Source organism: Burkholderia catarinensis, assembly GCF_001883705.2.
Classification (GTDB): Bacteria; Pseudomonadota; Gammaproteobacteria; order Burkholderiales; family Burkholderiaceae; genus Burkholderia; species Burkholderia catarinensis.
In genome coordinates this window covers 144,228-170,462 of sequence record NZ_MDEQ02000016.1, presented here as the reverse complement: position 1 = coordinate 170,462, position 26,235 = coordinate 144,228, and the positions used below count along the sequence as shown (strand labels likewise).

Genomic DNA, 26,235 nt, shown 5'->3' with positions numbered 1-26,235 from the left:
TCACCCCGCCTGCCCGCCGAGCATCTGCACGAACGCCGCCAGCCCCGTCAGCATGATCTGCACGCCCACGCACAGCAGCAGGAACGCCGACACCCGCACCGCCACTTTCGTCCCCTCGCCGCCGAGATAGCGCGCGAGCGTCGTGGCACGGCTGTAGATCTGCCAGATCGCGAACGCGACGAGCGCCGCGACCGCAAGCGACACCACGCCCGACACCAGATAGTCGGCGGCCGTGCGCGCGCGGTTCGCATGCAGCGCGATGCCGGCCGCGATCGAACCGGGGCCGATCGTCAGCGGCACCGTGAGCGGGAAGAACGCGCGCGCCATCAGTTTCTGCAGATCGTCGCCGTGCGTGGCACTGTCGCCGCCCGGCACGTCGGGCGCATTGAGCATCGACCAGCCTGCCACGGCCACCGCGAAGCCGCCGCCGATCCGCAGCGCTTCCATCGAAATCCCGAAGAAGTTCAATACCGGCGCACCGACAAAGAAGATCACGAGCAACGTGAAGAACACGTTCGTCGCGAGCCGTTTCGACAGGATCGCGCGCTCGGCTTCCGTCAGCGATTGCGTGCGTTCGAGAAACACGAACGCCATCCCGAACGGATTGATGATGCCGATCAGGCCCGTGAAGCCAAACAGGATTTCAGGAATCAGGCGGTCGATCTGCATCGCGATCGGGCTCCTCGATAACAGGCAGGGGATGAAGAAAAAAAGCGGCCAGTCGATGAGACCGGCCGCAAAAACGGAGACGACTCGCGGCCCCGCACGACAGGCGTGCCGGGCTGCTGAACTTCGATTGTCGGGGAAGCAGGCGTGTCAGGGAATCGGCCAAGTCCGATTCTGCGGTCGCGACCGGCGATGCGGTGCGCGTGTACGTTGTCGCGCGCAGCCGATCGGTATCGCGGTCTGCATCGTCGACGACAGGAAGGCGCACGGAACAGGAAGCGGCCGGTCTAAACGAGCGGCCGTCGAACAGAGGAGAACCTTCGTTGAATCGGCGCGGCATGCCGCGCGAACGCAACGCATGCCGATGCGCGGCAACAGCGGCCCCGAAGGGGCGCCGCCGGCCGCTTCGGCACGCAGCCGCTCAGTACGCGGTCAGGCGCGTATGGCTCGGCAGGTCGACCGAGAGATCGGTGCCTCCTGCGTCGGATCGGGCGGGTGCGGCGGCCGGTCGCGCGGTCTCGCGCGTCGCCGCCAGCCAGTGCGTGAACTCGGCGGCCGTCATGCCGACGGCTTGGGCCGCGGCCGGCGGCGCCTCGGCGGCACGCGCGGTTTGCACTTGCTTCGTCGCACCGCTGGCCGCGGCGGCTACGCTCGGCGCGGCATGCGCCGCCTTGTCGTGCGGTGCACCGGCCGGCTTCACCGCCGAACGCGTCGCCATCGCAGCCGCCGGCTTGTTCGCCGACGATGCGCGGCGGGCCCGCGGGGCCGCGGAATCCGCCGGCACCACGTTCGTTTCGACCACGACCGCAACCGCCACGGGCGCGCTCGCCGGCGATGCGCTGCCGGCCCGCAACGCCCGCGATGCCGCGGACGCGGTTTCCACCGCGACGACCGCCGCGGACGCCAGTTGCTCGTCCTGCCCCGATGCGCGAGCCGCTTGCGGGGCAGTCGATTCCGTCGGCTTGCCGGCCCTTGGCGTCACCTCCGCCGCGACAACCTCCGCCACCACCGCCGGCGCGACCGAGATCGCCGCCGAGTAGACGGAACCATGCTCCGCCGCATGCTGGCGCTCTTCGAAGAAATGCGTCGCGACGATGCAAGCCGCCCCGAATATCGCGCACGCCATCAACGTCAGCCGCCACTTGCGGCGCAACGGATGCGGCCTGACCCACGCCTGGTTGTCCGAACCGAAATCCCTGGCGCTCACGGCCTTGGCGACGTTCGCGGTTTTCTCGGGCGCGGCGGGCGGCACGCGCCGCGCGCCGTACAGATCAAACACGTTCGGCCGCTGCCGCCGGCTCGCCACGAACGGCCGGCGCCGCCGGCCATACGGCGGCGGCACATCCGAATACGGATGCGCGAGCGGAATCGCGTAATGCCCGGTGATGTCCTGCATGCTCATGATGTCGACGACGCATTGCGCGACATCTGTCGCCGCAATCCGTGCTCCCGTAGTTGATCGAATGGCGTCGAGTATCGCTCCCGGGCCGTGTTCGGTAAATCGGACTGCGTTACATCGAACCGGGGACGCAGTGGGCCCAGTCCTATCGCCGCGCCGATGCATCCGATCGGCCCGGCGTGCGCGGTAGTACGCGTCGACATGCAGCAGCAGCGCGTACGAACCGGCGCGATACGCATCGCCCGACAGCAGCGCGCCGCCCGTTCCGCCCTGCGCATCGACGGTCGCGGTGAGCAGCGCCACGTCGCGCTCGCCGTCGACACGCGACAGGTCGACCCGCATCCCGTCGGCCGCGACGCCATGCAACATTTCGACGATGCGGACCGTCAGGTCCGGCCGCGCGCGCGACGCCGGCCCGGCCGGGCCCGCGACCGCCCACGCGGGCGCCGACGCCAGCGCGCCTCCCGCCAGCGTCGCCGTCGCGAGCACGAGCCTGCGTCGGCCCGTATCGATGACGTCCTTCATCGCTTCCCCCTCCCCGGGCTTGCCCATCGTGCGCGCCGCGAGCGGGCGCTCAGAAGCGGCCGCGCAAGCCGATGAAGACTTCGTTCGACGACAGCTTCGACTTCAGTTGCTCGTCGCGCGCGTTGACGCGGTTCGCGAACGTGTTGAAGCCCGTCTCGACGTTGCCCATGTCGACATAGCGATATCCGAGGTCGATCGAGAAACGCTTGTTGATCGCGTAGCTGACACCCGCGCCGGCCGAGTACGCGAGGTTGGTCTGCGTCTTCGATGCGAAGCGGCGCGTGTCGTTGGTCTGCCAGCCGTCGGCCGACACGATCGCGACGCCGATGCCGAGCGTGCCGTACACGGAGAAGCCGCGGCCGAGGTCGAAGTCCTTGTAACCGTTCAGCATCAGGCGCTGTGCCGACACGTGGAATTCGTTCGCGTTCGCGTCGAACGGCGCCCAGTAGCTGGTGAAGTTGTTGGTGCGCTTGAACACGTATTCGCCTTCCGCGCGCCAGCCGTTGCCGAACTGGTAGCCGAGGCCGAGCGAGCCGGTGAGGTTCGACCCGGTCTCGGGGCCGCCGACGCGGCTCGCGACGCGCGGGCTCGTCAGTTCCATGTTCACCGCGTTGTCGAACGCGCCGACGATACGGCCGGTCGCGTAGTAGCCGGCGTCGCTCACGTCGGATTTTTTCGTTTCCGGTGCGAGCGCATCGGCGAACGCCGTGCCCGAGAACAACAGTGCGAGCGTGGAAGGCAAAGCAAAGCGCTTGATCATGATGAATGCGTGTCCTTGTCGATGAACGTCGAAGAAGCCGTCATCGTAGGAATCGCGCCGCGAACGTTGAACCCGTTCGCCTACGGGTTGCGCCTCCGTAGCGCTACGGAGGCTCTACGACGGCAAGCCGCCCGCGAATGCCGCGTAGTCGCGCACCAGCTCGACGAGCGAGGCCACCTGCAGCTTGTCGAACACGTTCGCGCGATAAGTCTCGACCGTGCGCGGCGACAGCCCGAGCGCGCGCGCGATCTCCTTGTTGCTCCAGCCGCGCACGATGCCGTCGAGCACTTCCCGTTCGCGCGCGCTCAGCGTCGCGACGCGTGCCGCGCGCGCCGGGTCCGCGCAGCCGTGCCCGCCCTGCTCGCGCTGCGCCGCGTGCCGGCGGATCGCCTGCTGGACCGCGTCGATCAGCTCGTCGTCGTCCACCGGCTTGCGCAGGAAATCGAGCGCGCCGCGCTTGAACGCGCGCCGGCACGCATCGACGTTGCCGTGCCCCGTCATCATGATCACCGGCAGGTCGCGCCGCGCGCGCAGTTCGTCGAGCGCGTCGAGCCCGCTCATGGCGGGCATCCGGATGTCCAGCAGCACGCAGCCGAGCGCCGCGTGGCCGGCGTCGGCCAGGAACGCCTGCGCATCCGCGTAGCAACGGGTCGGCAAGCCGACCGTGCGCAGCAGCAGCGCCAGGCCGTCGCGCACGGCTTCGTCGTCGTCGACGATCGCAACGACCGATCCGGCGGGAGCGCAATGAAGCGGTTGGTTCATGCTGCTTCCTCCGCCAGCGGCAACAGCAACGCAGCTTCGACGCCGCCGGACGGCAGGTTGCGCACCGTCAGCGTGCCGTCCTGCCGCTGCGCGAGCGTGTCGCACAGCGGCAGCCCGAGGCCGAGCCCCCGCGCGCGCGTCGTGAAAAACGGTTCGAACAGGTGCGGCAGCGCGTCTTCCGGCACGCCGGGGCCGTTGTCGACGACGCTGAAGCGGTAATGCCGGCCTTCGCGCGCGCCGCCGATGCGGATCTCGCCGCGCGGCGCGCCGGCCAGCGCGTCGCGCGCGTTCTGGATCAGGTTGTGCAGGATCTGCTCGACCGCGATCGGTTCGGCGAACGGCCGCGTGCGCGGCGCCGCGTTGTGCCAGGCAAGCGCGATGTGCTCGCGCGCGCATTCGTCGCGGTACAGGAACAGCAGCACGTTCATCACCGCGTCGGGATCGAGCGCGCGCCGCTCGCCGCCGCACGCGGACGTGACGGCCGCGCGCATCCGGTCGAGGATCGCCGCCGCGCGCTTGGCCTGCGCGACGCTCGTCTGCAGCGCACGGCGCACGCTGTCGCGTTCGGCGGGCTGGTCGAGCAGCCGCTCGGCCGCGCGCGTATGGCTGACGATCGCGGTCAGCGGCTGGTTCAGCTCGTGCGCAAGCCCGGCCGCCATCTCGCCGAACGTGTCGAGCCGGCCGAAGCGGTCGAGCCGCGCCCGCGCATCCTCGCGGCGGCGCGCCTCGCGCAGCCGCCACGCGCCGAGCGCGCCCGCGACGAGCAGCGCCGCGACGGCATTCCACAGCGCGATCGGCAGCCACGGCAGATCGGCGGGCGTCAGCGTGCGCGTCGTGTGCAGCACGAACGCCTGCGGTTGCGCGGGCAGGTGTTTCTCGAGCCGCATCGTCCAGCCCGGCTGCGTGTCGCCGGGTTCGCGTTGCAGCAGGTCGACACGGCGGTCGCGCAGCGCCAGCGCCGCCGACGAAATCGACGCGGGCCAGTCGCCCGGCTGGAACATCCGCCGTGGATCGACGCGCACGGCCCAGCCCGTATCGGCAACGAGCCAGTACGCGGCGGGGCCGTCGAACGCCAGCACGAAGGGCTCCCCGGGCCGCTGCCGGGGCGTCGCCGCGGGCACCGGGCCGCCGCCGGCCTGCCAGCCCGCGCCGCGCCGCCAGTAGGCGAGCCCGTCGAGCTGCGGCATGCGTTCGCGCAGGCTGTCGAGCATGTGCGCGGGCGGCGCCGTCAGCGACGACGCGCCGAGCGTCGCGAGAATCGCCTCGTGCTGCGCGGCCTTCTGGCCGAGCAGGCGGATCGCGATGCTCGAATCCTGAAAGAAGCGGTCGTAGGCGTCGGCGACGGATCGCGACACGACGAACGCGGTGCCGGCCAGGCTGAGGGCGAGCCACGCGGCAAGCGCGACGATGCGGACGGACGGTTTCAAGATCGATGGCAGTACGGAACGATAGGGCGAATGGCATGCGAGGCACCGTGCAACGCGCGAAGCAACGCGGGCCGCGAAGCCAACGGATGGTACGGGCCGGATCGCGCGAAGGCCGGTGCGGCCGCCTGATGCGGCATTGCGGCGACGCGGCCATGCCCGGCCGCCGGCGGGTCATTGTCCGCGCGCGGCGCTGCCCGTGGTCCCATAAGGCCCGCAAAAACAGTAGGCATGGTCCCAAAGATGCGATCGCCGGCCGCATGCGCCGTCTCCCGCACGATCGCCGGCACACCCGGTGCGCGCCGCCGCATTATCGGACTGGGCCGATTCCCTCGCCATCACAAAGCAACGACAATGATTTTGCCGACGTCTGCATGCTTGATGCGGGCTCCGGCTTCCATAGTTGGTTTTGTCCCGCCGCTCCGGCGGGATCTTTTTTTGAGAGATGCCGCCCCGCCCGGCAGATACGCATCGTGGCTGACACGTCCCAACTCTCGATCGCGATCCTGACGATCGATCATCCGTCGCATGGCGTATTCGACGACCGGCTGCGCCGCGCGGGACACGGCTACGATCGCCTCCGGATCGACGACATCCTGAGAAGGGCCGGCTACCGGCCGTCGCGATTCGAGTATCTGCCCGACCTGATGTCGGTCTGCGACACACGTCCGTTCGATCTGTTCGTCGTCCAGTGCGAATCGGCCTGTTGCCGCACCGTCAACGCGATTCGCGCGCTGCGCGAGCGCTTTGCCGATACCGCGCCGATCGTTTCCGTCAGCCAGGTCGATACGCCCGACGCGCAAAGCGCCTGCTTCGCCGCGGGCACCAACGAGCACCTGCCGTACCGGGCGCCGGCCCAGGCGCTGATCACGTCGATCTCGACGTGGCTCAGATGGTCCCATTACCGGACGACGCACCATCGACGCTGGCGGCTCGGCCCGTTCGACTTCGATGAGGCGACGCGCACGATCCGGGTCAGCGGCCGCGAACACGCGCTCACCGAAAAACATTTCCAGATCGCGTCCGTGTTCTTCATGAACATCGGACGGAATCTCGGCCGCATGGATGTCAGCCAGCTCGTCTGGGGTTCGCTCGTCGCAACCACGAGCCGGCGGCTCGATACGCACGTCGCCTATCTGCGCGACCGCCTCGAGCTCGACGGGCGGCACGGCGTGCGGCTGATGACGATATACGGCTTCGGCTACCGGCTCGTCCTGTGCGATCCGGGCGAGACCGTCGACGTCACCTGACGCGGGGTCGCGCCGGCAGCGCGCGGCGCGCGCCGCGCGTGCACGACGGCGGCACCGGCCGGCACGTGACGGAGCCGATAATCCGGCACGCCGGTCGGTTCGCGCCCATGCCGGCTCGCGAGGGGATCAGTCTCCATTATCATGTCGGAACCTTGGGCCCCCTCTCCATTCGTCGATGGACAACCGCGCCGCATCCGACCGATCACGTCCCGCCGCCGGCAGTCCGAGCCCGGACAGTCCGCGCCCGGCACGCATGCAGGTCGGTCGCCATCGGCGCGCGCTGCTGTATGGCGGTGGCATGGCCGTCACCGTCGCGATCCTGCTCGCCAGCGGCCTGATGCTCTATGCGATCGCGAGGGACGCGATCCAGGAGCGCTACACGGCGTTCGCGGTGCGCCATTTCCTCACCCAGTTCGAATTCAAGATGCGCCAGGCGGGCATGGATTCCCTCATCTCGCACGACGAAGGCGTGTGGCACGCGCGTGCGGTCGACCCCGCGCTGGTCGCCGCGCTGGCCCGCGAGCAGGGCCGGCTCGTACTGCGCGGCAACCCGCGCTTCCCGGCGATGCTCGTGCTCGCCGACCTGACGGCCGCGCGCCCCGCCGCCACGTATGCGCGCTATCTGGCGATGGCGAGCGACGCGAGCTACCGCGTCGGCGCGTTCGTCGCGAAGCAGCACACCGACCGGCCCGCGGCCGGTTACGTGTTCAGCCCCGATCGCCGCTTCGCGATGGTCATTCCGGAGCCCGCGCCCGACGCCGTGCCGGCCGCCGCCGCACCCGGCCACGCATCGGCACTGCTCGCGAAAGTCGCGGCCGATATCGAGATGCCCGCGCCACGGCAGTTTTCGTGGCTGGCGCCCGTCTACGATCCGGTCCAGCGGCGCGACGTATTCCGGCTCGTCGGAGCCGCATACGACGACACCGTCCCGCTCGAAGTGATCGTGTCGACCTTGCCGGTCGACGTGCTGCGCGCGCGGCTTGAAACGGACGACCCGGCCAGCGCCGCCGTCATCGTGAACCGGCGCGGAGACGTGCTGCTGCGGGTCGGCGCCGCGGCAAACGACACGGCGGCGGCCGCGACGCTCGCGCGTATCGGGGCGCGCGCCACGGCGCAGCGCAACGGCACGCGGGCCGGCTACGACGAACGGTTGTTCGCGCTGAGCCAGCCCCTCGCTGACACCGACTGGACGCTCGTGCAGGCATTTCCGCTGCGCGTGCTGATCGCCACCCTCGCCGTGCGCGCCGGCCTGTACACCGCCGTCATGCTGGCCGTGATCGCGCTCGTGTGGACGATGCTCGTGCTGTTCGATCGCAAGGTGCTGAAGCCGGACGATGCGCGCACGCGGCGCGTCGTCGAAAGCGAGAACCTGAACCGCACGATCGTGGAGGCCGCGCCGTCCGGCATCGCACTGCTGTCGCTCGCCGACGGCTCGGTGCTGCTGCAGAACGACACGATGCGGGCCTACGACGCACGTGCGGCGGCCGGCCCGTCGCTCGCCGCGCGGATGCTCGGCCGCCTCGATCGCTCGCCGCGCGCGGCCGCCGTGCAGCCGGATCTGCTCGTGTCGCTGCCCACTGCCGAAGGCGATGCGATCGACCTGCTCGTCAATCTCGTCCGCACGCGCTACCACGATGCGGACGTCGTGCTCTGCAACTTCTCGGACATCACGTCGCAGAAGAACATCGAGCGCCAGCTCGACGACGCGCGCCGTGCGGCGGATGCGGCGAACGACGCGAAATCGGCGTTCCTGGCGACGATGAGCCACGAGATCCGCACGCCGCTGAACGCGATTCTCGGCAATCTCGAGCTGATCGGCCGCGAACCGCTCAGCGACACGCAGCGCGAGCGCCTGCAAACGGTCGGGGGCGCGTCGTCGGTGTTGCTCGACCTGATCAACGACATCCTCGACCTGTCGAAGATCGAGGCCGGCCAGATGACGATCGAGGCGATCCCGTTCGATCTCGCCGAAACGATCCGGCAGACCGGCGCGATGTTCGAGCCGCTCGCGACGGCGAAGCGGCTCCAGTTCGACATCGTCGTCGACGATGCGCTCGCGCCGCGCTACGTCGGCGATCCGACCCGCATCCGGCAGATCGCCGCGAACCTGGTCGGCAATGCGCTCAAGTTCACGAACGACGGGGAAGTCACGCTGGAGGTGTACCTGCGCGACGACACGAACCCGGATTCGCCGATCGCGATCGGCGTCAGCGACACGGGCATCGGGATGACCGACGCGCAGCGCGCGGCGCTGTTCCGCCCGTTCACGCAGGCCGATACGTCGATCACGCGCCGCTACGGCGGCACCGGGCTCGGGCTCGCGCTGACGAAGCAGCTCACGCAGATGATGCACGGCACCGTCGACGTGAAGAGCGAGCCGGGGAACGGCAGCACGTTCGTCGTCACGCTGCCGTTGCGCGCGGCGACCGGCGCGGAGATCGCGCAGCACGATGCGACCGACGCGAACGCGGACGCGGACGCCGCGCTGCCGACGCTCGCCGCGCGCGTGCTCGTGGTCGACGATCACCCGGTCAACCGCAAGCTGCAGCAGAACCAGCTCGTCACGCTCGGCTACGACGCCGATTCGGCCGAGGACGGCGCGGCGGCGTTGCGGCGCTGCGCGGACACGCGCTACGACCTCGTGATGACGGATCTCAACATGCCGGGCATGGACGGCTACACGCTCGCGCGCGTGCTGCGCGCGCAGTATCCCGAACTGCCGGTGGTCGCGATCACCGCGCATGCGAGCGCGGCCGAGCATGCGCGCTGCGCGGAAGCCGGGATCGTCGCGGTGCTCGTGAAGCCCGTGCTGCTCGATACGATCGACCGGACCGTGCGGCGCTACGCGCATGCGCTGCCCGCGCAGGCGTCGGTGCGGCGCACGATCACCGACCTGGCAGAAGGCCCGCTGCCGCCGGACGTCCATGCGCTGCTGGAAGACAGCCTCGCGCGCTCGGTCGACGCGATTCGCGCGGCGCTCGCGCAACAGGATATGCCGACGCTGCGCCATGAACTGCATTCGCTGCGCGGCGCGTTCGCGACGATCCACGAGCATCGCGTGGCCGACGCGATCGGCACCCTGCAAGCCGCCGTGCTTGGCGGCGACCTGGCGTCATGCGAGCCGCTGCTGTCCGGCGCGGCAGACCTCGCGCGCGGCGCGCTCCAGCGGCGCGCGGCGAATCCGCCGTCGGCGTGAACACGGCTCGGCCGGCATGTGCCGGCCGGTCCCGCCTGACGCCATGCCGCTTCCCGACCTGGCCCTCTATGCCGCCTCCACGCGCGTAGGACTCGTCCTACGCCGACGCTATCTCGAATCAGCCCTGGACGACTGATTAGGACGAGGCCGATCTTTACCATCCTTTCATGTTTCTGACGAACTGAAAGGAGTAGCAAATGAACAAGTCATATCGCAACATCTGGAACGCGGCGACGAACACGTGGACGGCGGTGGCCGAAACGGCGAAGTCGCATTCGAAGGGCTCGGCGCGCGCAGCGCGTCAGGCAGTGGTCGCGCTTGCGCTGGGCGGCGCGTCGATCGGCGGCGCGTTCGCGGCCGACGCGTGTACGACGGCCGACGGAGCGAGCGGCTCGCTCGATGCGGCGGGCGCATGCCAGGCAGCACCGACCGCAGGCGGCGCCCGATCGATCGGCACGATGGCCGCGATCGACGACACGTACATCAAGTTCAATGGAACTGGGGCCGCCGCGACGGCAGGCCTCAACTCGCTCGCCATTGGTTTAAACGCACAGGGAACGGGCCAGAATGCGACCGCACTCGGCACCAACACCTCCGCAAGCGCGATGAACACCACGGCGATCGGCTCTAATGCATCGGCGACGGGCGCCGCCAGTACGGCGGTCGGCATGAGCGCCTCCGCCACGCAGAGCCATGCGACGGCATTCGGCGTTGGCGCGCAGGCGGTCGGCACGAATTCCCTTGCCGTCGGCGTAAACTCTCGCGCAGCCAATACGGGATCGATCGCCATCGGCGAAGCTGCGGCATCGACTCACGACGGCGCGGTGGCGCTCGGCGCAGGTTCGGCAACGGATCGAACCAACAGCGTGTCGGTCGGGACAGCCACGCAGCAGCGCCAGATCACGAACGTGGCTGCCGGCACGACGAACACCGATGCAGTCAACCTCGGCCAGATGAACACCGCGCTGTCGACGAAGGTCGACGACACGTACGTCAAGGTCCGTACGGGTAGCTATGCCAGTGCAGTCGCGGCACAGGCCGGCGACGGTGCGACCGCAGTCGGAGCGAACGCCAATGCCAATGCCATGTCGGCGGTCGCGATCGGCGGCAATACGACTGCGACCGCGCAGAACACCGTGGCAATCGGCACGCTTGCGAGTGCGATCGCTAAAGAAGCCACCGCAGTGGGTGTGGGTGCCGCGGCGGAAGGAGAGCACTCTTCCGCGTTTGGCCGCGCTGCGCGATCAACTGCCGACAACGCGGTCGCGCTCGGTTACGGATCCGTGGCCGATCGTGCGAATACCGTTTCGGTAGGCACGGCGACGGCGCAGCGCCAGATCACGAACATGGCTGCCGGCACGCAAGCCACCGACGCGGTCAACGTGGCCCAGCTCACGCCCGTCGTGACCGCCCTCGGCGGCGGCGCGGTGATCGACGCAACGACCGGGACGGTGACCGGGCCGACGTACACCCTTACGAACGGCGGCACGCAAACGACCGTCGGCGGCGCGCTCGGCGCCCTCGACGGCGCGCTGACCACCGCCAACGGCAACATCACCAAGAACTCGGGCGACATCACCGCGATCAACACCAAGCTGGGCTCGGTGGTCACGGACGACTACTTCAAGGTCGACACGGCCTCGGGTGCGACGGCCGCAACGGCCGGCACGAGTGCGCTCGCGGTCGGCGCGAACGCGCAAAGCACCGGGACTTTCGCAACCGGCGTCGGCAACAATTCTGTCGCCAGCGGCAACAATAGCGCTGCATTCGGCATGGGCGCCACGGCATCGGCCGGCGCAAGCAGCGCATTCGGTTCGTTCGCTTCCGCGACCGGCTTTCACGCGACGGCCATGGGCGAGGGCGCCAAAGCGTCGGGTTCCGAATCCGTTGCGCTCGGCGTCGGTTCGGTGGCCGACCGCAACAATGCGGTATCAGTCGGCTCGTCGACGCTGCAACGCCAGATCACCAACATGGCCGCCGGCACGCAAGCCACCGACGCCGTCAATGTGGCTCAGCTCACGCCCGTCGTGACCGCCCTCGGCGGCGGCGCGGTGATCGACCTGACGACCGGCGCCGTGACGGGGCCGACGTACGCCCTCGCGAACGGCGGCACGCAAACGACCGTCGGCGGCGCGCTCGGCGCCCTCGACGGCGCGCTGACCACCGCCAACGGCAACATCGCGAAGAACACGTCCGACATCACGACCATCAACAATCAGCTCGGCGATCTCGCAAGCGGCACGATCGGCCTCGTCCAGCAAGCCAAGGCGGGCGACGACCTCACGGTCGGCGCTAACACCGACGGCGCGGCCGTGAACTTCACCGGCACCGCCGGCGACCGCAAGCTGACGGGCGTCGCCGCAGGCACCGTCTCGGCGACGAGCACCGACGCCGTCAACGGCACGCAACTGCACGGCCTGTCGGACAGCGTCGCGTCAGCGATCGGCGGCGGTTCGACGGTCAACGCAGACGGTTCGATCTCCGCGCCAAGCTTCACCGTCGGCGACGGCAACGGCGGCACGACCACGGTCGGCAGCGTCGGCGGTGCGGTGTCAAACCTCGACGGCCGCGTGACGACCAACGAAGGCTCGATCTCGAAGCTCGCCGACCAGATCGGCAGCGGCACGGTGGGCCTCGTCCAGCAGGCTGGCGCAGGTGCGGACCTCACGGTCGGCGCGAGCACCGACGGCACGGCCGTGAACTTCACCGGCACCGCCGGCGACCGCAAGCTCACGGGCGTCGCAGACGGCGACATCGCCGCGGGCAGCAGCGACGCGGTCACGGGCGGCCAGCTCTACACGACGAACCAGGCCGTCGCGCAGAACACGGCGGATATCGCGGACAACCGCACCGAGATCACGAACCTCAACAGCCAGCTCGCGAGCGGCCAGATCGGCCTCGTGCAGCAGGACGCGACGACGGGCGTGATCACGGTGGCCGCGAACACGGGCGGCACGTCGGTGAACTTCGCGGGCACGGCCGGCGCGCGCACGCTGTCGGGGGTCGCGAACGGCGTGAACGACGACGATGCCGTGACGATCGCCCAGCTCAAGGCGACGGGCCTCGTCGACTACACAGGCAAGGAGATCGGCGCCGTCACGTACGACGACATCTCGCTCGACAGCGTGTCGTTCGGCGGGGTGGGCGGCACGACGCTGCGCAACGTCGCGCCGGGCCTGATCGCCGCGGGCAGCATGGACGCGGTGAACGGCGGCCAGCTCCACGCCCTGCAGCAGCAATTCGCCCAGCAGTACGGGCAGTTGAGCGGCCAGATGGACGACCTGACGAACCGCGTCGGCGACCTCGAGACGGGCAGTGGTAATCCCGGCAACGGCGGCGGCGGCGGCGTGAACCCCGGCGCGGGTGGCCCGGGTTCGATCGTGGTCGGCGACGGCTCGGCGTCGGGCGACAACAGCTCGGCCATCGGCCAGGGTGCGGTCGCGTCGGGCGGGAACGGCACGGCGGTCGGCCAGGGTTCGGTCGCATCGGGCGACAACAGCTCGGCGATCGGCCAAGGTGCGGTCGCGTCGGGCGACAACAGCTCGGCGATTGGCCAGGGTTCGAGCGCCACCGGCAGCGGTTCGGTCGCCATCGGCCAGGGCTCGATCGCGGATCGCGACAACGCGGTGTCGGTCGGTTCGGCCGGCCACGAACGGCAGATCACCAACGTCGCGGACGGCACCGCGCCGACCGACGCGGTGAACGTGCGCCAGCTCGACAGCGCGATGCAGTCGGTCGATCAGCGGTTCAGCGACACGAACCGGATGATCAACGACGTGGCCAAGAACGCGTACGCCGGTATTGCGGCCGCGATGGCGATGCCGAACATGACGCCGTCGCAGCCCGGCAAGACGGTCGTCGCGGTCGGCGCCGCGAACTTCAAGAGCGGCTCGGCCGTGGCCGCCGGTGCGACCTACCGGTCGCGCAACGGCAAGTGGCTGATGAACGGTGCGGTGTCCGTGACGTCGGTCGGCGACGCGGGCGTGCGCGGCCAGGTCGGCTACGAGTTCTGACCGGACGGCTCCGCCTCGCGCGGAGCGTCGAACCTGGGCGGGGGAGCGATCCCCCGCCCTTTTTCGGCCGACAGCCAGTGGCGATTCCGAGCGAGTCGCCACCGGCCGTCGGCGCGACGACCCCGCTTCCGGCCTGATTTCCGCCGAAGCCGATCCCGCGCCCACCCTGCAAGCCTGACTGATGCCGGTCGCGCATCGCGTGCCGGCCCCCATCGACATGAAGAGAAACTTCCCCATCCATATCGTGATTGCCGACGACCATCCGGCGGTCGTCATCGGCGCGCGCTACGAACTGTCGGCGTCGAATACGGTGACGGTGGTCGCCAGCGCGCACAACTCGACGGAGCTGATGGAGGCGCTCGCGAATCATCCCTGCGACGTGCTGGTGTCCGACTATGCGATGCCCGGCACCGAATACGGCGATGGCCTCGCGCTGTTCACGACGATCCTGAAGCGCCATCCGAACCTGCGGATCGTCGTGATGACGATGATGGAAAACGCGATCGCGATCCGCGCGCTGATCGATCTCGGCATCGCGTGCATCGTCAGCAAGTCCGACATGACCAACCACCTGACGATGGCCATTCACGCGGCCTATACGAACGGCCGTTACCTGTCGCCGTCGATGGACCGGCTCCTTCGCTCGGTCGGCAGCGTCGGCGGCCGGCCGCTCGCGCCGTCGGCGCGCGAACTCGAGGTGATTCGCCTGTTTGCATCGGGCCTGACCGTCAACGAGATCGCCGAGAAGCTGAGCCGCAGCAAGAAGACCATCAGCACGCAGAAGGGATCCGCGATGCAGAAACTGGGAATCGAGCGCGATGTCGATCTCGTCCGCTACGCGATTTCATGCGGGCTCGTATCCGATTACGGGTACGCGCCGGCGCAACCGGCCGGCGAAAAGGAATAACCAGGAATGACCGCGCCCGGCCGCTTCCGCGGCCGGCGCGCGCGGCGGCATCGTGCATTGCCGCGCCGCAACCTGCGGGAGGCCGGTCAGCCCTGACCGGCGCCCGCCTGCTCTCCTTCCTGATCCGCCACCTTCCCCTCGCTGCCCGATGCGGCGACGATCCCCTGCTCGATCGCATAGCGCAGCAGGTCGATATCCTTTTCCAGCCCGAGCTTCTGCATCGCGCGCGCCTTCTGCGTGCTGATGGTCTTCTTGCTGCGGCTCAGCTTCTCGGCGATCTCGTTGACGGTCATCCCCGACGCATACAGCCGGACGACCTCGATCTCCCGGCTGCTCAGGCTCGGCGCCTGGTCGACGATGCGCGTGCTCGAATGCGCGGACAGCGTGCGCACGATCTTGTCGACCGACGGCGAGTAGTAGGTGCCGCCCGTCGCGGCCGCGTGAATCGCGGGAATCAGGTGATCGATCGTGTCGGACTTGCTGACGATGCAGGCAATGCCGAGCCGCACCAGCGCGCCCACCACGGCCGCGTTGTCGAGCATCGTCAGCACGACGAGCTTCACGTCCGGATAGTTGCGCTGCAGGTAGGAGAACAACGCGATGCCGTCGCCATGCGCGCCGGGCATCGCATAGTCGGACACCAGCACCTGGCACGGCTCGCGGTCGAGCAGCGCAACGAGGTCGGTCGAATTGCCAGCCGTGCCGACCAGCTGGATCGTCGGCACCGACGACAGCCCGTGCTCGACGCCGACGAGCAACGCCGGATGGTCGTCGGCCAATACCACGCGTATCTGATAGCTTCCCATAGTCGTCCGAGTGTCCACCGGATCGCGGGGGCCGGCTGGCCGCCCGCTGGCCGGCAACGGCACAACCGCGCCGTCCCGGATCCTCCGTGGATCGTGATCGTATTTGGGCGCTATCTTCGCACGAAGTCGGGGGTGTCAACCATGCTCGGGCGGGCGCGGCGGGTTTCGGAGCCCGCGCCATGCAAAACGGGCCACCGGCTCGTGTGGAGCGGGTGGCCCGGCAGGTTCGCCCGGCGGGCGACGCGCGGCGCCTGGCCGCCGGTCGCCCGCCTGCCGGCTCGTGGCCGGCAGCGGCATGCTGCGCGATACGGTTATTGCCTGTCCATGCGGATTTCCACGCGGCGGTTCTGCGCGCGGCCGTCCTCGGTCGCGTTGGATGCGACCGGATCGGCGGCGCCCAGCCCCTCGGCAAAGAACGACCTCGCCTGCAGGCCGTTGGAGCGCAGGTAGTTCACCACGGTGCGCGCCCGGGCCGCCGACAGCGTCCGGTTGTGCGCGGCGCCGCCCGTCGAATCGGTAAAGCCCGTGATCGCGACACGGCTGAACTCGACGCCGCGGTTGGCGTCGATGAAGCGGTCGAGGCCGTTGCGCGCCTGGGGCGACAGCACCGCGCTGTCGGTCGCGAAGTTCGCGTCGCCCTGCAGCAGCACGCGACGCTGCACGACCGGCTCGGGTTGCGGTTGCGGTTGTGGCGGCGGCGCGGGTTGCGCGACCGGCTGCGGTTGCGGCTTGCCGCACATGAACGTGATTTCGCGCGGATCCTTCATCGGCGCGTTGCTGCGCACGCGATCGATCATTTCAAGCGGCGTGAAGCCCTGCCCGCGGCAGAACTGCTCCGCCGCGGCCGCACACGCGCCGGCGCTGCCGAGCAGCCCGTCGCAGCTCACGCGGAATACGCGATCCGGCTGGTTCGGCGCCGAGACGGCGCGAATGTCATAGGTGAGCCCTGATTGCGTCGTGCACGCACCGAGCACCATCGCAATGGCGCCGATCGATGCGGCGCGCAGAAACAGTGAAGTCTTGGTCATGATATGGCGTCCGCCCGCGGGCGGACGCTCCGTTTGAATGTGAATGGATGGGATAAACGGGGCAGACCCGGGCGGGGCGATTCGCCCCGCCCGCGCTTTACCACTGATATGACGCACCCACGCCCACGGTATTGCCGCCGCTCGACAGGCCCACGCCGGCCTTCATCTTCAGGTTCTGCGTGATGCGGGCCTCGCCGCCGAACGCCACCGCCTGATAGCCCTTGAAGGTCGCGCCGCCGACGCCGAACGACAGCGTCTTGCCGGGGTCGACGCCCGGGATCATCGTCAGCGCGGTGGCTGCCGCGATACCGGAGTACGCGTTGCGGGACAAATCGTTGACCTGGCCCTGCACCCCGCCGATCGCGCGGTCGAGCTGGCCCTTCGTCGCGCCGTCCGACGCGTTCACGCCGTCGGCGATGTTGACGATCCGGCGGTTGCCTTCGTCGGTGCCGTTACCGAACGACACGGTGTTCGCGTCGGTCGCCACCGAGCCGGAGCCCAGCGCCACCGAGTTCGCACCCGTCGCGCTCGCGCCCTGGCCGATCGCGGCCGCGCCTTCGCCCGAGCTCTTCGCACCCGAGCCGATCGCGACGCCGTTATCCTTCGTCGCGCTCGCGTTCGAGCCGATGACCGTGGCGTTGTTCGCGCCACTGCCGACCGTCGCGCCCGAACCGGCCGCCGTGTTGCCCGTGCCGGCGCCTGCATTGGCAGGCGTCGCGGACGCCGGATCGCCGACGTCGGTACCCGCGAAGTACGGGTTGTCGCCCGAACCGCCGCCACCGCTGCCATTACCCGGGTTCAGCTCCAGCGCGCCGACGCGGCCGCCCAGATCGTCGACGCGATCGTTCAGCGCGCTCAACTGGCCATAGTTCACCGCGTCGTAGGTTTTCACGCCGTCCGCGACGTTGGTCAGCACGACCGGAGCCGCCCCCGTTCCGCCGAGGGTCACCGAGCCGTAGTTCGGCGTGCCGTCCGCGTTCAGGTCGTAACGCACCGCGAGCGAATCGGTCGCACCGTAGGCGGCCGCCGCCTGGATGGCCTTCTCGACCGTCGAATAGCGGTTGCCGTTCACCTCAAACGCCGCATTCGCGAGCTTGCCGTCCGCATCGACCGTCGTGCCGCCGCCAAGCGTCGTCGCCACGCTATCCGCGAGACCGTGCAGTTGCGAACCGTTCACCGCGTCGGTGCTGGTCGCGTTCACCGCGCCGGCCTTCACGTTCGTCAACGTCGTGCCGTTCGTGCCGCCGAGCGTCGCGCGGTCCTTCGTCGCGTCGTCGTACACCACCGCCAGCGACGTCAGGTTGCCCTGGCCGTCGTCGCCGACCAGGCCCGTGCCCTTCAACTGGCCGACGTTCACCGCGTCGTGGCTGTCCACGCCGTCCGCGACGTTCTTCAGCACCACCGGCGCCGTCGCACTCGCACCGCCCAGCGTCACCGAACCGCGGTTCGGCGTGCCGTCCGCGTTCTGGTCGTACGTCACGGCGGCCAGCGTGTTGCCGTTACGGTCGACCAGCCCGCTGTCCGACAGACGATCCTTCAGGTCGGAAATATCGCCCGTGTTGGTCGTCGTGCGGCCATCCAGGTTCGCCAGCGCGTCGCCGACGTTGTGGTAGTCCGTGCCGCCCAGGTTGTACGTCGGCGCGCCGATCGTGCCGTCCGGCTGCACCGCCGCACTGCCGCCGAGCGCGTCGGCGACGCTTTGCGCCGTGCCGTGCAACTGCGAACCGTTGATCGCGTCCGCGCTCGTCGCGCTCACCGCGCCCGCCGCCACGTTGTGGATCGCCACCGGCGTACCCGCGTTGCCCAGCGAGATCGCCGCCTTTTTCGCGTCGTCGTACACCACCGCCAGCGACGTCAGGGCGCCCTGGCCGTTGTCGCCAACCAGGCCCGCATCCTTCAACTGGCCGACGTTCACCGCGTCGTGGTTATCCGTGCCGTCCGCGACGTTCTTCAGCGCCACCGGCGTACCCGCCTTGCCCAGCGACACCGAACCGTAGTTCGGCGTGCCGTCCGCGTTGCGGTCGTACGTCACCGCAGCGATCGACTTCCCGTCGTCGCCGATCAGCCCGGAACCCTTCAGCTGGCTCACGTTCACCGCGTCCATATCCGCCACGCCGGCCTTCACGTTCGACAGGATCGTGCCACCCGTGCCGCCCAGCGACGCGCGACCCTTCGTCGTGTCGTCGTACACCACCGCCAGCGATTCGCCCGTCACCGGATCGATCACGCCGCCCTTCGACAGCGAATCCTCCAGATCACCGACGCGCGTGTTCGTCGCGAACAGCTGCGAACCGTTCACCGCGTCCTTGCTCGTCGACGACAATGCGCCGTCCGCCACGTTGTGGATCGCCACCGGCGCACCCGCGTTGCCCAGCGAGATCGAGCCGTAGTTCGGCGTGCCGTCCGTGTTGCGGTCGTACGTCACCGCCGCGATCGACTTCCCGTCGTCGCCGATCAGCCCGGAGCCCTTCAGCTGGCTCACGTTCACCGCGTCCAGATCCGCCGTGCCGGCCTTCACGTTCGACAGCGTCGTGCCGTTCGCGCCCTTCAGCGTGACCTGCTGCGCACTGGCGTCGTCATAGGCGACCGCCAGCGCATTGCCCGGACCACCCGAATTGTCGGCAACGTACTTCTTCATCTGGCCAACGTTGACCGCATCGGTATCCGTGCCGCCCTCCGCGACGTTCTTCAGCTCCACCAGACCCGTCGCACCCGCACCGCCCAGCGATACCGAACCGTAGTTCGGCGTGCCGTCCGGGTTGCGGTCGTACGTCACCGCTGCGATCGCCTTGCCGTCGCCGCCGATCAGACCGGAGTCCTTCAACTGGCTCACGTTCACCGCGTCCATGTCCGCCACGCCGGCCTTCACGTTCGACAGGATCGTCCCGCCCGTGCCGCCCAGCGACGCGCGACCCTTCGTCGTGTCGTCGTACACCACCGCCAGCGATTCGCCCGTCACCGGATCGATCACCCCGCCCTTCGACAGCGAATCCTCCAGATCACCGACGCGCGTGTTCGTCGTATACAACTGCGAACCGTTCACCGCGTCCTTGCTCGTCGACGACAATGCGCCGTCCGCCACGTTGTGGATCGCCACCGGCGTACCCGCATTGCCCAGCGAGATCGCCGTCTTGTTCGCGTCGTCGTACGTCACCGCCAGCGACGTCAGGTTGCCCTGGCCGTCGTCGCCGACCAGGCCCGTGCCCTTCAACTGGCCGACGTTCACCGCGTCGTGGTTGTCCGCGCCGTCCGCGACGTTCTTCAGCGCCACCGGCGTACCCGCGTTGCCCAGCGACACCGAGCCGTAGTTCGGCGTGCCATCCGTGTTGCGGTCGTACGTCACCGCCGCGATCGCCTTCCCGTCGTCGCCGATCAGCCCGGAGCCCTTCAGCTGGCTCACGTTCACCGCGTCCATGTCCGCCGCGCCGGCCTTCACGTTCGACAGGATCGTCCCGCCCGTGCCGCCCAGCGACGCACGACCCTTCGTCGCATCGTCGTACACCACCGCCAGCGACGTCAGGTTGCCCTGGCCGTCGTCGCCAACCAGACCCGAGTCCTTCAACTGGCCGACGTTCACCGCGTCGTGGTTGTCCGTGCCGTCCGCGACGTTCTTCAGTGCCACCGGCGTACCCGTGTTGCCCAGCGATACCGAGCCGTAGTTCGGCGTGCCGTCCGGGTTACGGTCGTACGTCACCGCCGCGATCGACTTCCCGTCGTCGCCGATCAGCCCGGAGCCCTTCAGCTGGCTCACGTTCACCGCGTCCATGTCCGCCGTGCCGGCCTTCACGTTCGACAACGTCGTGCCGTTCGCGCCGCCCAGCTTCACGCTACCCTTCGTCGCGTCGTCGTACACCACCGCCAGCGACGTCAGGTTGCCCTGGCCGTCGTCGCCGACCAGACCCGCACCCTTCAACTGGCCGACGTTCACCGCGTCGTGGTTGTCCGCTCCGTCCGCAACGTTCTTCAGTGCCACCGGCGTACCCGTATTGCCCAGCGATACCGAACCGTAGTTCGGCGTGCCGTCCGAATTGCGGTCGTACGTCACCGCCGCGATCGCCTTGCCGTCGTCGCCGATCAGGCCGGAGCCCTTCAGCTGGCTCACGTTCACCGCGTCCATGTCCGCCGCGCCGGCCTTCACGTTCGACAGGATCGTCCCGCCCGTGCCGCCCAGCGACGCACGACCCTTCGTCGCATCGTCGTACACCACCGCCAGCGACGTCAGGTTGCCCTGGCCGTCGTCGCCGACCAGACCCGCACCCTTCAACTGGCCGACGTTCACCGCGTCGTGGTTGTCCGCGCCGTCCGCAACGTTCTTCAGTGCCACCGGCGTACCCGTATTGCCCAGCGATACCGAACCGTAGTTCGGCGTGCCGTCCGGGCTACGGTCGTACGTCACCGCCGCGATCGCCTTGCCGTCGTCGCCAATCAGACCGGAGCCCTTCAACTGGCTCACGTTCACCGCGTCCATGTCCGCCGTGCCGGCCTTCACGTTTGACAGCGTCGTGCCGGTCGCGCCGCGCAGGGCCACGACCTCGAGGTTGGGCGAACCGTCCGTATTCGTGCCATACCGCACCGCGAGCGGATCGGTGCCGCCGCCCAGTTGCGCCAACGCGTCGAGCGCCGTCCCCACATCGTGATAGGTCGCGCCGCCGATCGTATAGGTCGGGTTCGTGATGGTGCCGTCCGCACCGACCGCCGCATTGCCGCCGAAGGCCGCGACCGCACTCTTCAACTGGCTGACGTTCACGGCGTCCGTGTCGGCCGTGCCTCGCGCGACGTAAATCATCTGGCGCTGCTGCGCCGCCGAACCGACCGAGATCGAATTCGCCCGGTCGGCGACCGAGCTCGCGCCCAGTGCGACCGAGTTCGGTGCCGCACTCGTCACGTTGGACTGACGGCCGATCGCGATCGAGTTCGTCGCGAGCGCATCGACCTGTGCGGTCGTGCCGAACGCCATGGAATCGGCGGCGTTGGCCCGGGAGGTGTTGCCGAGCGCGAGTGCATTGAGACCCGCGGCGTGCGCGTTGAAGCCCGTGGCCACGGCGTTGTTGCCGCTTGCCACCGTGCCGTTGCCGAGCGCGAGCGCGCTCGTACCCGTCGCCTTGCCGGTGCCGAATGCAACCGCTCCCGTGGCCGTCGCCGACGCGCCCGCGCCGAGCGCGACCGAACCGGAGCCCGACGACACCGACTGCGCGCCGATCGCGATCGCCGTATCGCCGCTCGCGCTGGCTTCCGCGCCGATCGCCACGCCATAGGTGCCCGCACCCACAGATGCGTTGTCCTTGCCGTCGCCTGCGCCGTCCACCTGAACATACGGATCCGTGGAGGCGGTCGTGCCGATCGCGTCCAGACGGTTGTTGACGTCCTGCAGCGCCACTTGCGTCGTCGAGTCGATGCGATTGATGGCTGCCTGCGTGTTCGACGAGGAAACGCCGACGAGGTCGTTCACCTGACCGACGGTTGCCGCGTCGCTGTCGGCCTGGCCGGCCTGAACGTTGGTGATGCGACGCTGCAAGCCGGTCGCGCTGTTACCGACGGAAATCGTCCGAATCTCGTCCGCGACCGAGCCGAGACCAAGCGCCACGGCGTTGAGACCGGTCGCGCGCGCGGCATCGCCCGTGCCGCGGCCGCCGATATACGGGTTGCCGGTCGCGACGGCCTGTTGCACCTGCCCCAGGTTGACTGCGTCGGTCGCCGCAACGGCGTCCGCCACGTTGTGGATCGCCACCGGCGTACCCGTATTGCCCAGCGACACCGAGCCGTAGTTCGGCGTGCCGTCCGCGTTGCGGTCGTACGTCACCGCCGCAATCGCCTTGCCGTCGCCGCCGATCAGCCCGGAACCCTTCAGCTGGCTCACGTTCACCGCGTCCATGTCCGCCACGCCGGCCTTCACGTTCGACAGCGTCGTGCCGTTCGCGCCGCCCAGCTTCGCGCTACCCTTCGTTGTGTCGTCGTACACCACCGCCAGCGATTCGCCCGTCACCGGGTCGATCACGCCGCCCTTCGACAGCGAATCCTCCAGATCACCGACGCGCGTGTTCGTTGCGAACAGCTGCGAGCCGTTCACCGCGTCCTTGCTCGTCGACGACAATGCACCGTCCGCCACGTTGTGGATCGCCACCGGCGTGCTCGCGTTACCCAGCGAGATCGCCGTCTTGTTCGCGTCGTCGTACACCACCGCCAGCGACGTCAGGTTGCCCTGGCCGTTGTCGCCGACCAGACCCGCGTCCTTCAACTGGCCGACGTTCACCGCGTCGTGGTTGTCCGCGCCGTCCGCAACGTTCTTCAGTGCTACTGGCGTACCCGCGTTGCCCAGCGACACCGAGCCGTAGTTCGGCGTGCCGTCCGAATTGCGGTCGTACGTCACCGCCGCGATCGCCTTGCCGTCGTCGCCGACCAGACCGGAACCCTTCAGCTGGCTCACGTTCACCGCGTCCAGATCCGCCACGCCGGCCTTCACGTTCGACAGGATCGTGCCGCCCGTGCCACCCAGCGACGCGCGACCCTTCGTCGTGTCGTCGTACACCACCGCCAGCGATTCGCCCGTCACCGGATCGATCACCCCGCCCTTCGACAGCGAATCCTCCAGATCACCGACGCGCGTGTTCGTCGTATACAACTGCGAACCGTTCACCGCGTCCTTGCTCGTCGACGACAATGCGCCGTCCGCCACGTTGTGGACCGCCACCGGCGTATTCACATCGCCCAGCGACACCGAACCGTAGTTCGGCGTGCCGTCCGGGTTACGGTCGTACGTCACCGCCGCGATCGCCTTGCCGTCGCTGCCGACCAGGCCCGCGTCCTTCAACTGGCCGACGTTCACCGCGTCCATATCCGCCACGCCGGCCTTCACGTTCGACAGCGTCGTGCCGTTCGCGCCGCCCAGGGCCACGACGTCGAGGTTGGGCGAACCGTCCGGATTCGTGCCGTACCGCACCGCGAGCGGATCGGTGCCGCCACCCAGTTGCGCCAGCGCGTCGAGCGCCGTCCCCACATCGCGATAGGTCTTGCCGCCGATCGTGTAGGTCGGGTTCGTGATGGTGCCGTCCGCACCGACCGCCGCATTGCCGCCGAAGGCCGCGATCGTGCCCTTCAGCTGGCTGACGTTGACTGCATCGGTGTTCGCCGTGCCCGCTGCCATGTTCATGATCTGGCGCTGCAGTGTCGACGAGCCGACGGACACCGCATTGTTGCGGTCGGCCACCGAATTGACGCCAAGCGCAACGGATTCGGAACCCGACGCTTTCGCGCTCTGGCCCATCGCCGTCGAGTGAAAGCCGGTCGCGGAAGCGGACGAGCCGAATGCGCTGCTTGCGCCGGCCGATGCCGTGGCGCCCAAGCCGAATGCGGCGCTATTGTTGCCGCTGGCGACAGAATTGTTGCCGACGCCGGTCGCGTAAGTCCCGGTGCTTTGCGCGTTTGCGCCGACCGCGAGCGCACCCGTGCCGGCCGCCGCGGCCGCCGTACCCGAGCTCGTGTCGACCTTGAAGTAGTCGTTCGTGACCATCGACCCCAGTTTATTGTTGATCAGGGTGATGTCGGTCGTGTTCTTCGTGATGTTGCCGTTGGCGGTGGTCAGCGCGCCGTCGAGAGCGCTCAGCGCGCCGCCGACGGTCGTTTGCCTGCCGCCGTTCGTGAGGTTGTACGTCGGCCCCGTCACAGCGCCGGTCGTCGCGTTGATCGCCGCGCCGCCGCCGAGGGCCGTCACGACGGGCGTGAGCTGGGCCACGTTGACCGCGTCGGCGGCTTGCGTGCCGGCAGCCATGTTCGTGATCTGGCGCTGCGATGTCGCCGTGCCTACCGAAACGGTATTCGCACGATCGGCCACAGACCCGTAACCGAGCGCGACCGCGTTGTTGGCAGTCGATCGCGCACCGCGACCAAACGCGGAAGCGTTTGTCGCCTCCGCGGCGGCGCCCACACCCACCGCAACGGTGTCCGTGGCGACCGCACGCGCCAGCGTGCCGATCGCCACGCCGTTCTCCCCGGTCGCAGTCGTGTTGCCGCCGATCGCGACCGCCGACGTTGCATTGGCATTGGCGTTCGCACCGACCGCGGTTGCACTGCCGCCGGCCTGTGCCGCGACTGCGCTGGCATAGGTACCGGTATTGACCTTGATGTACGTGTTGTCGGCCTTCGTCGACAGCGCGGTGTTCATCTGGCCGAGGTTGACCGCATCGGTGTTCGCCGTGCCGGCGGCCACGTTCGTGATCTGGCGCTGCGATGTCGCACTGCCGACCGAAACAGTATTCCCACGATCGGCCACAGACCCGTAACCAAGCGCGACCGCGTTGTTGGCAGTCGATCGCGCAGCTCGGCCAAACGCGGAGGAGTTTGTCGCCTCCGCGGCGGCGCCCACGCCCACCGCGGTGGTCTCCGAGCCAACCGCACGCGCCATCGTGCCGATCGCCACGGCGTTCTGCCCGGTCGCAACCGTGTTGCCGCCGATCGCGACCGCCGACGTTGAATTGGCATTGGCGTTCGCACCGATCGCGGTTGCACTGCCGCCGGCTTGCGCGGCAATGTTCGACGCATACGTACCCGTTTGAATATTTACGAACGGATCGTCCCCGGCCGAAATGGCGGCGTTCAACTGATTGAGGTTGACCGCGTCCGTGCCGGCCGTACCGGCGGCCAGGTTCTGAATGCGGTTGTTCGTCATGCTGACGTTGTTGGAGAAATCAGCCGGTCCAACGAGGTGCAAGCCACTCCCGCCAGTCAGTACGAGGTGGCCGTCCTTGGTCCCGCCGACGCTAGCCAAAGTCGACGGTATCGGTACACCTGCTGTTGAACCGGTCGACTGACTAATATTGGAGAGTCCGAACGATATTTGATGCCCTTGATAAATAGGGTTGTAATCCGTTCGATCGCACCCGACCAAATTGGTGCTCGACCCGTATCCGATTCCCGTTCCGGTGGTCGGCCCGCACAGCGTCAGCGCGCCATTGCCGTTCGCCGCCGTCTGCGCCTCGGCGTCGAACGCAACCACGCCGCCGCCCATACCCGCCATGACCGCGACCGCGGCCGTCACCGACGAACGCATCGTCGAATTCGATTTCGTTCGGCCTCGCGCCGTTTCGGCAGCGGCGGCCCATGTGCCCGTCGTTGCATTCCAGACGGTGCGATATGACTTGTTCATGTTGATTGCCTCTATATGAAGATGGGAGACGAGATTCGAGTTACCTGAGGCAATATATTTTTTATAGTCGTCGCCGGTAATCAGACAGCCAGACGCGTCAAAACTAATTTTGTAAGACTGGTCCGAATATGACGATGCATGACAATCGGGCATGCGCGGCGGGTTCGCTGCTTCTGCTCATCGACGTTCGTTAGAACTGCAAACGACGTGGAATTTTACGAACACACGCGACAAATCCATTCAAATAGGACCCGTCCTAGCGATCTGATTGATCTATTTCGATCTGCCCTACATACTGATGGTCTCGCCATCTCGATAATTGGCCCGTCCCCGAGCTGGCGGCTCATCACCTGCCTGCCC

12 protein-coding genes are annotated in these 26,235 nt (G+C 68.6%); 4 read left to right on the top strand and 8 right to left on the bottom strand.

The genetic code is table 11. The features are described from left to right. The 5 genes from BFF94_RS25225 to BFF94_RS25205 all read right to left on the bottom strand — a co-directional run bounded on the left by BFF94_RS25225 (nt 1) and on the right by BFF94_RS25205 (nt 5,539). Complete coding sequence (locus BFF94_RS25225) at nt 1-669, bottom strand: MarC family protein (protein WP_128846613.1); 669 nt, start codon at nt 667-669, stop codon at nt 1-3. A gap of 418 nt (nt 670-1,087) precedes the next feature. After that, a complete protein-coding gene (locus BFF94_RS25220) occupies nt 1,088-2,590 on the bottom strand; it encodes a hydroxyisourate hydrolase (protein ID WP_246637404.1) in 1,503 nt (500 codons plus the stop codon). A gap of 49 nt (nt 2,591-2,639) precedes the next feature. Beyond that, nucleotides 2,640-3,350 carry an outer membrane protein gene (locus BFF94_RS25215; protein WP_128848739.1) on the bottom strand — a complete coding sequence of 237 codons (711 nt, stop codon included), beginning with the start codon at nt 3,348-3,350 and terminating at the stop codon, nt 2,640-2,642. Between the two features lie 114 nt (nt 3,351-3,464). Next, entirely contained in the window at nt 3,465-4,112 is a 648-nt protein-coding gene (locus tag BFF94_RS25210) for a response regulator transcription factor (RefSeq protein WP_128848736.1), read from the bottom strand. Then, nucleotides 4,109-5,539: a sensor histidine kinase gene (locus BFF94_RS25205; RefSeq protein ID WP_219139980.1), complete on the bottom strand. Its 1,431-nt coding sequence runs from the start codon at nt 5,537-5,539 to the stop codon at nt 4,109-4,111. Before BFF94_RS25205 ends, BFF94_RS25210 begins: the two co-directional genes overlap by 4 nt. Nucleotides 5,540-6,009: 470 nt before the next feature. On the opposite strand from BFF94_RS25205, the gene BFF94_RS25200 reads away from it, so the two are divergent. The 4 genes from BFF94_RS25200 to BFF94_RS25185 all read left to right on the top strand — a co-directional run bounded on the left by BFF94_RS25200 (nt 6,010) and on the right by BFF94_RS25185 (nt 14,902). Then, nucleotides 6,010-6,786, top strand: coding sequence for a winged helix-turn-helix domain-containing protein (locus tag BFF94_RS25200; RefSeq protein WP_246637403.1), 777 nt, complete (start codon nt 6,010-6,012; stop codon nt 6,784-6,786). A gap of 253 nt (nt 6,787-7,039) precedes the next feature. Further along, nucleotides 7,040-9,982, top strand: coding sequence for a hybrid sensor histidine kinase/response regulator (locus BFF94_RS25195; RefSeq protein WP_246637402.1), 2,943 nt, complete (start codon nt 7,040-7,042; stop codon nt 9,980-9,982). A 197-nt stretch (nt 9,983-10,179) separates the two neighbouring features. Then, complete coding sequence (locus tag BFF94_RS25190; RefSeq protein ID WP_219139978.1) at nt 10,180-13,995, top strand: YadA family autotransporter adhesin; 3,816 nt, start codon at nt 10,180-10,182, stop codon at nt 13,993-13,995. Between the two features lie 217 nt (nt 13,996-14,212). Further along, nucleotides 14,213-14,902 (top strand): response regulator, encoded by a 690-nt coding sequence (locus BFF94_RS25185; protein WP_128841683.1) that lies wholly within the window; start codon nt 14,213-14,215, stop codon nt 14,900-14,902. 86 nt (nt 14,903-14,988) lie between these two features. On the opposite strand, the gene BFF94_RS25180 is transcribed toward BFF94_RS25185, so the two are convergent. The 3 genes from BFF94_RS25180 to BFF94_RS25170 all read right to left on the bottom strand — a co-directional run bounded on the left by BFF94_RS25180 (nt 14,989) and on the right by BFF94_RS25170 (nt 25,875). Then, on the bottom strand, nt 14,989-15,708 hold the full coding sequence (locus tag BFF94_RS25180; RefSeq protein WP_128841684.1) for a LuxR C-terminal-related transcriptional regulator: 720 nt from the start codon (nt 15,706-15,708) through the stop codon (nt 14,989-14,991). Nucleotides 15,709-16,019: 311 nt separating this feature from the next. Continuing rightward, nucleotides 16,020-16,736: an OmpA family protein gene (locus BFF94_RS25175; protein ID WP_128848308.1), complete on the bottom strand. Its 717-nt coding sequence runs from the start codon at nt 16,734-16,736 to the stop codon at nt 16,020-16,022. 97 nt (nt 16,737-16,833) lie between these two features. Beyond that, entirely contained in the window at nt 16,834-25,875 is a 9,042-nt protein-coding gene (locus BFF94_RS25170) for a YadA-like family protein (RefSeq protein ID WP_219139977.1), read from the bottom strand. Between the last annotated feature and the right edge of the window lie 360 nt (nt 25,876-26,235).

What these genes read in the sequence shown, in the direction of transcription:
- BFF94_RS25225 (WP_128846613.1), bottom strand. Translation starts at nt 669, where the DNA reads ATGCAGATCGACCGCCTGATTCCTGAAATCCTGTTTGGCTTCACGGGC.
- BFF94_RS25220 (WP_246637404.1), bottom strand. Translation starts at nt 2,590, where the DNA reads ATGAAGGACGTCATCGATACGGGCCGACGCAGGCTCGTGCTCGCGACG.
- BFF94_RS25215 (WP_128848739.1), bottom strand. Translation starts at nt 3,350, where the DNA reads ATGATCAAGCGCTTTGCTTTGCCTTCCACGCTCGCACTGTTGTTCTCG.
- BFF94_RS25210 (WP_128848736.1), bottom strand. Translation starts at nt 4,112, where the DNA reads ATGAACCAACCGCTTCATTGCGCTCCCGCCGGATCGGTCGTTGCGATC.
- BFF94_RS25195 (WP_246637402.1), top strand. Translation starts at nt 7,040, where the DNA reads ATGCAGGTCGGTCGCCATCGGCGCGCGCTGCTGTATGGCGGTGGCATG.
- BFF94_RS25190 (WP_219139978.1), top strand. Translation starts at nt 10,180, where the DNA reads ATGAACAAGTCATATCGCAACATCTGGAACGCGGCGACGAACACGTGG.
- BFF94_RS25185 (WP_128841683.1), top strand. Translation starts at nt 14,213, where the DNA reads ATGAAGAGAAACTTCCCCATCCATATCGTGATTGCCGACGACCATCCG.
- BFF94_RS25180 (WP_128841684.1), bottom strand. Translation starts at nt 15,708, where the DNA reads ATGGGAAGCTATCAGATACGCGTGGTATTGGCCGACGACCATCCGGCG.
- BFF94_RS25175 (WP_128848308.1), bottom strand. Translation starts at nt 16,736, where the DNA reads ATGACCAAGACTTCACTGTTTCTGCGCGCCGCATCGATCGGCGCCATT.
- BFF94_RS25170 (WP_219139977.1), bottom strand. Translation starts at nt 25,875, where the DNA reads ATGAACAAGTCATATCGCACCGTCTGGAATGCAACGACGGGCACATGG.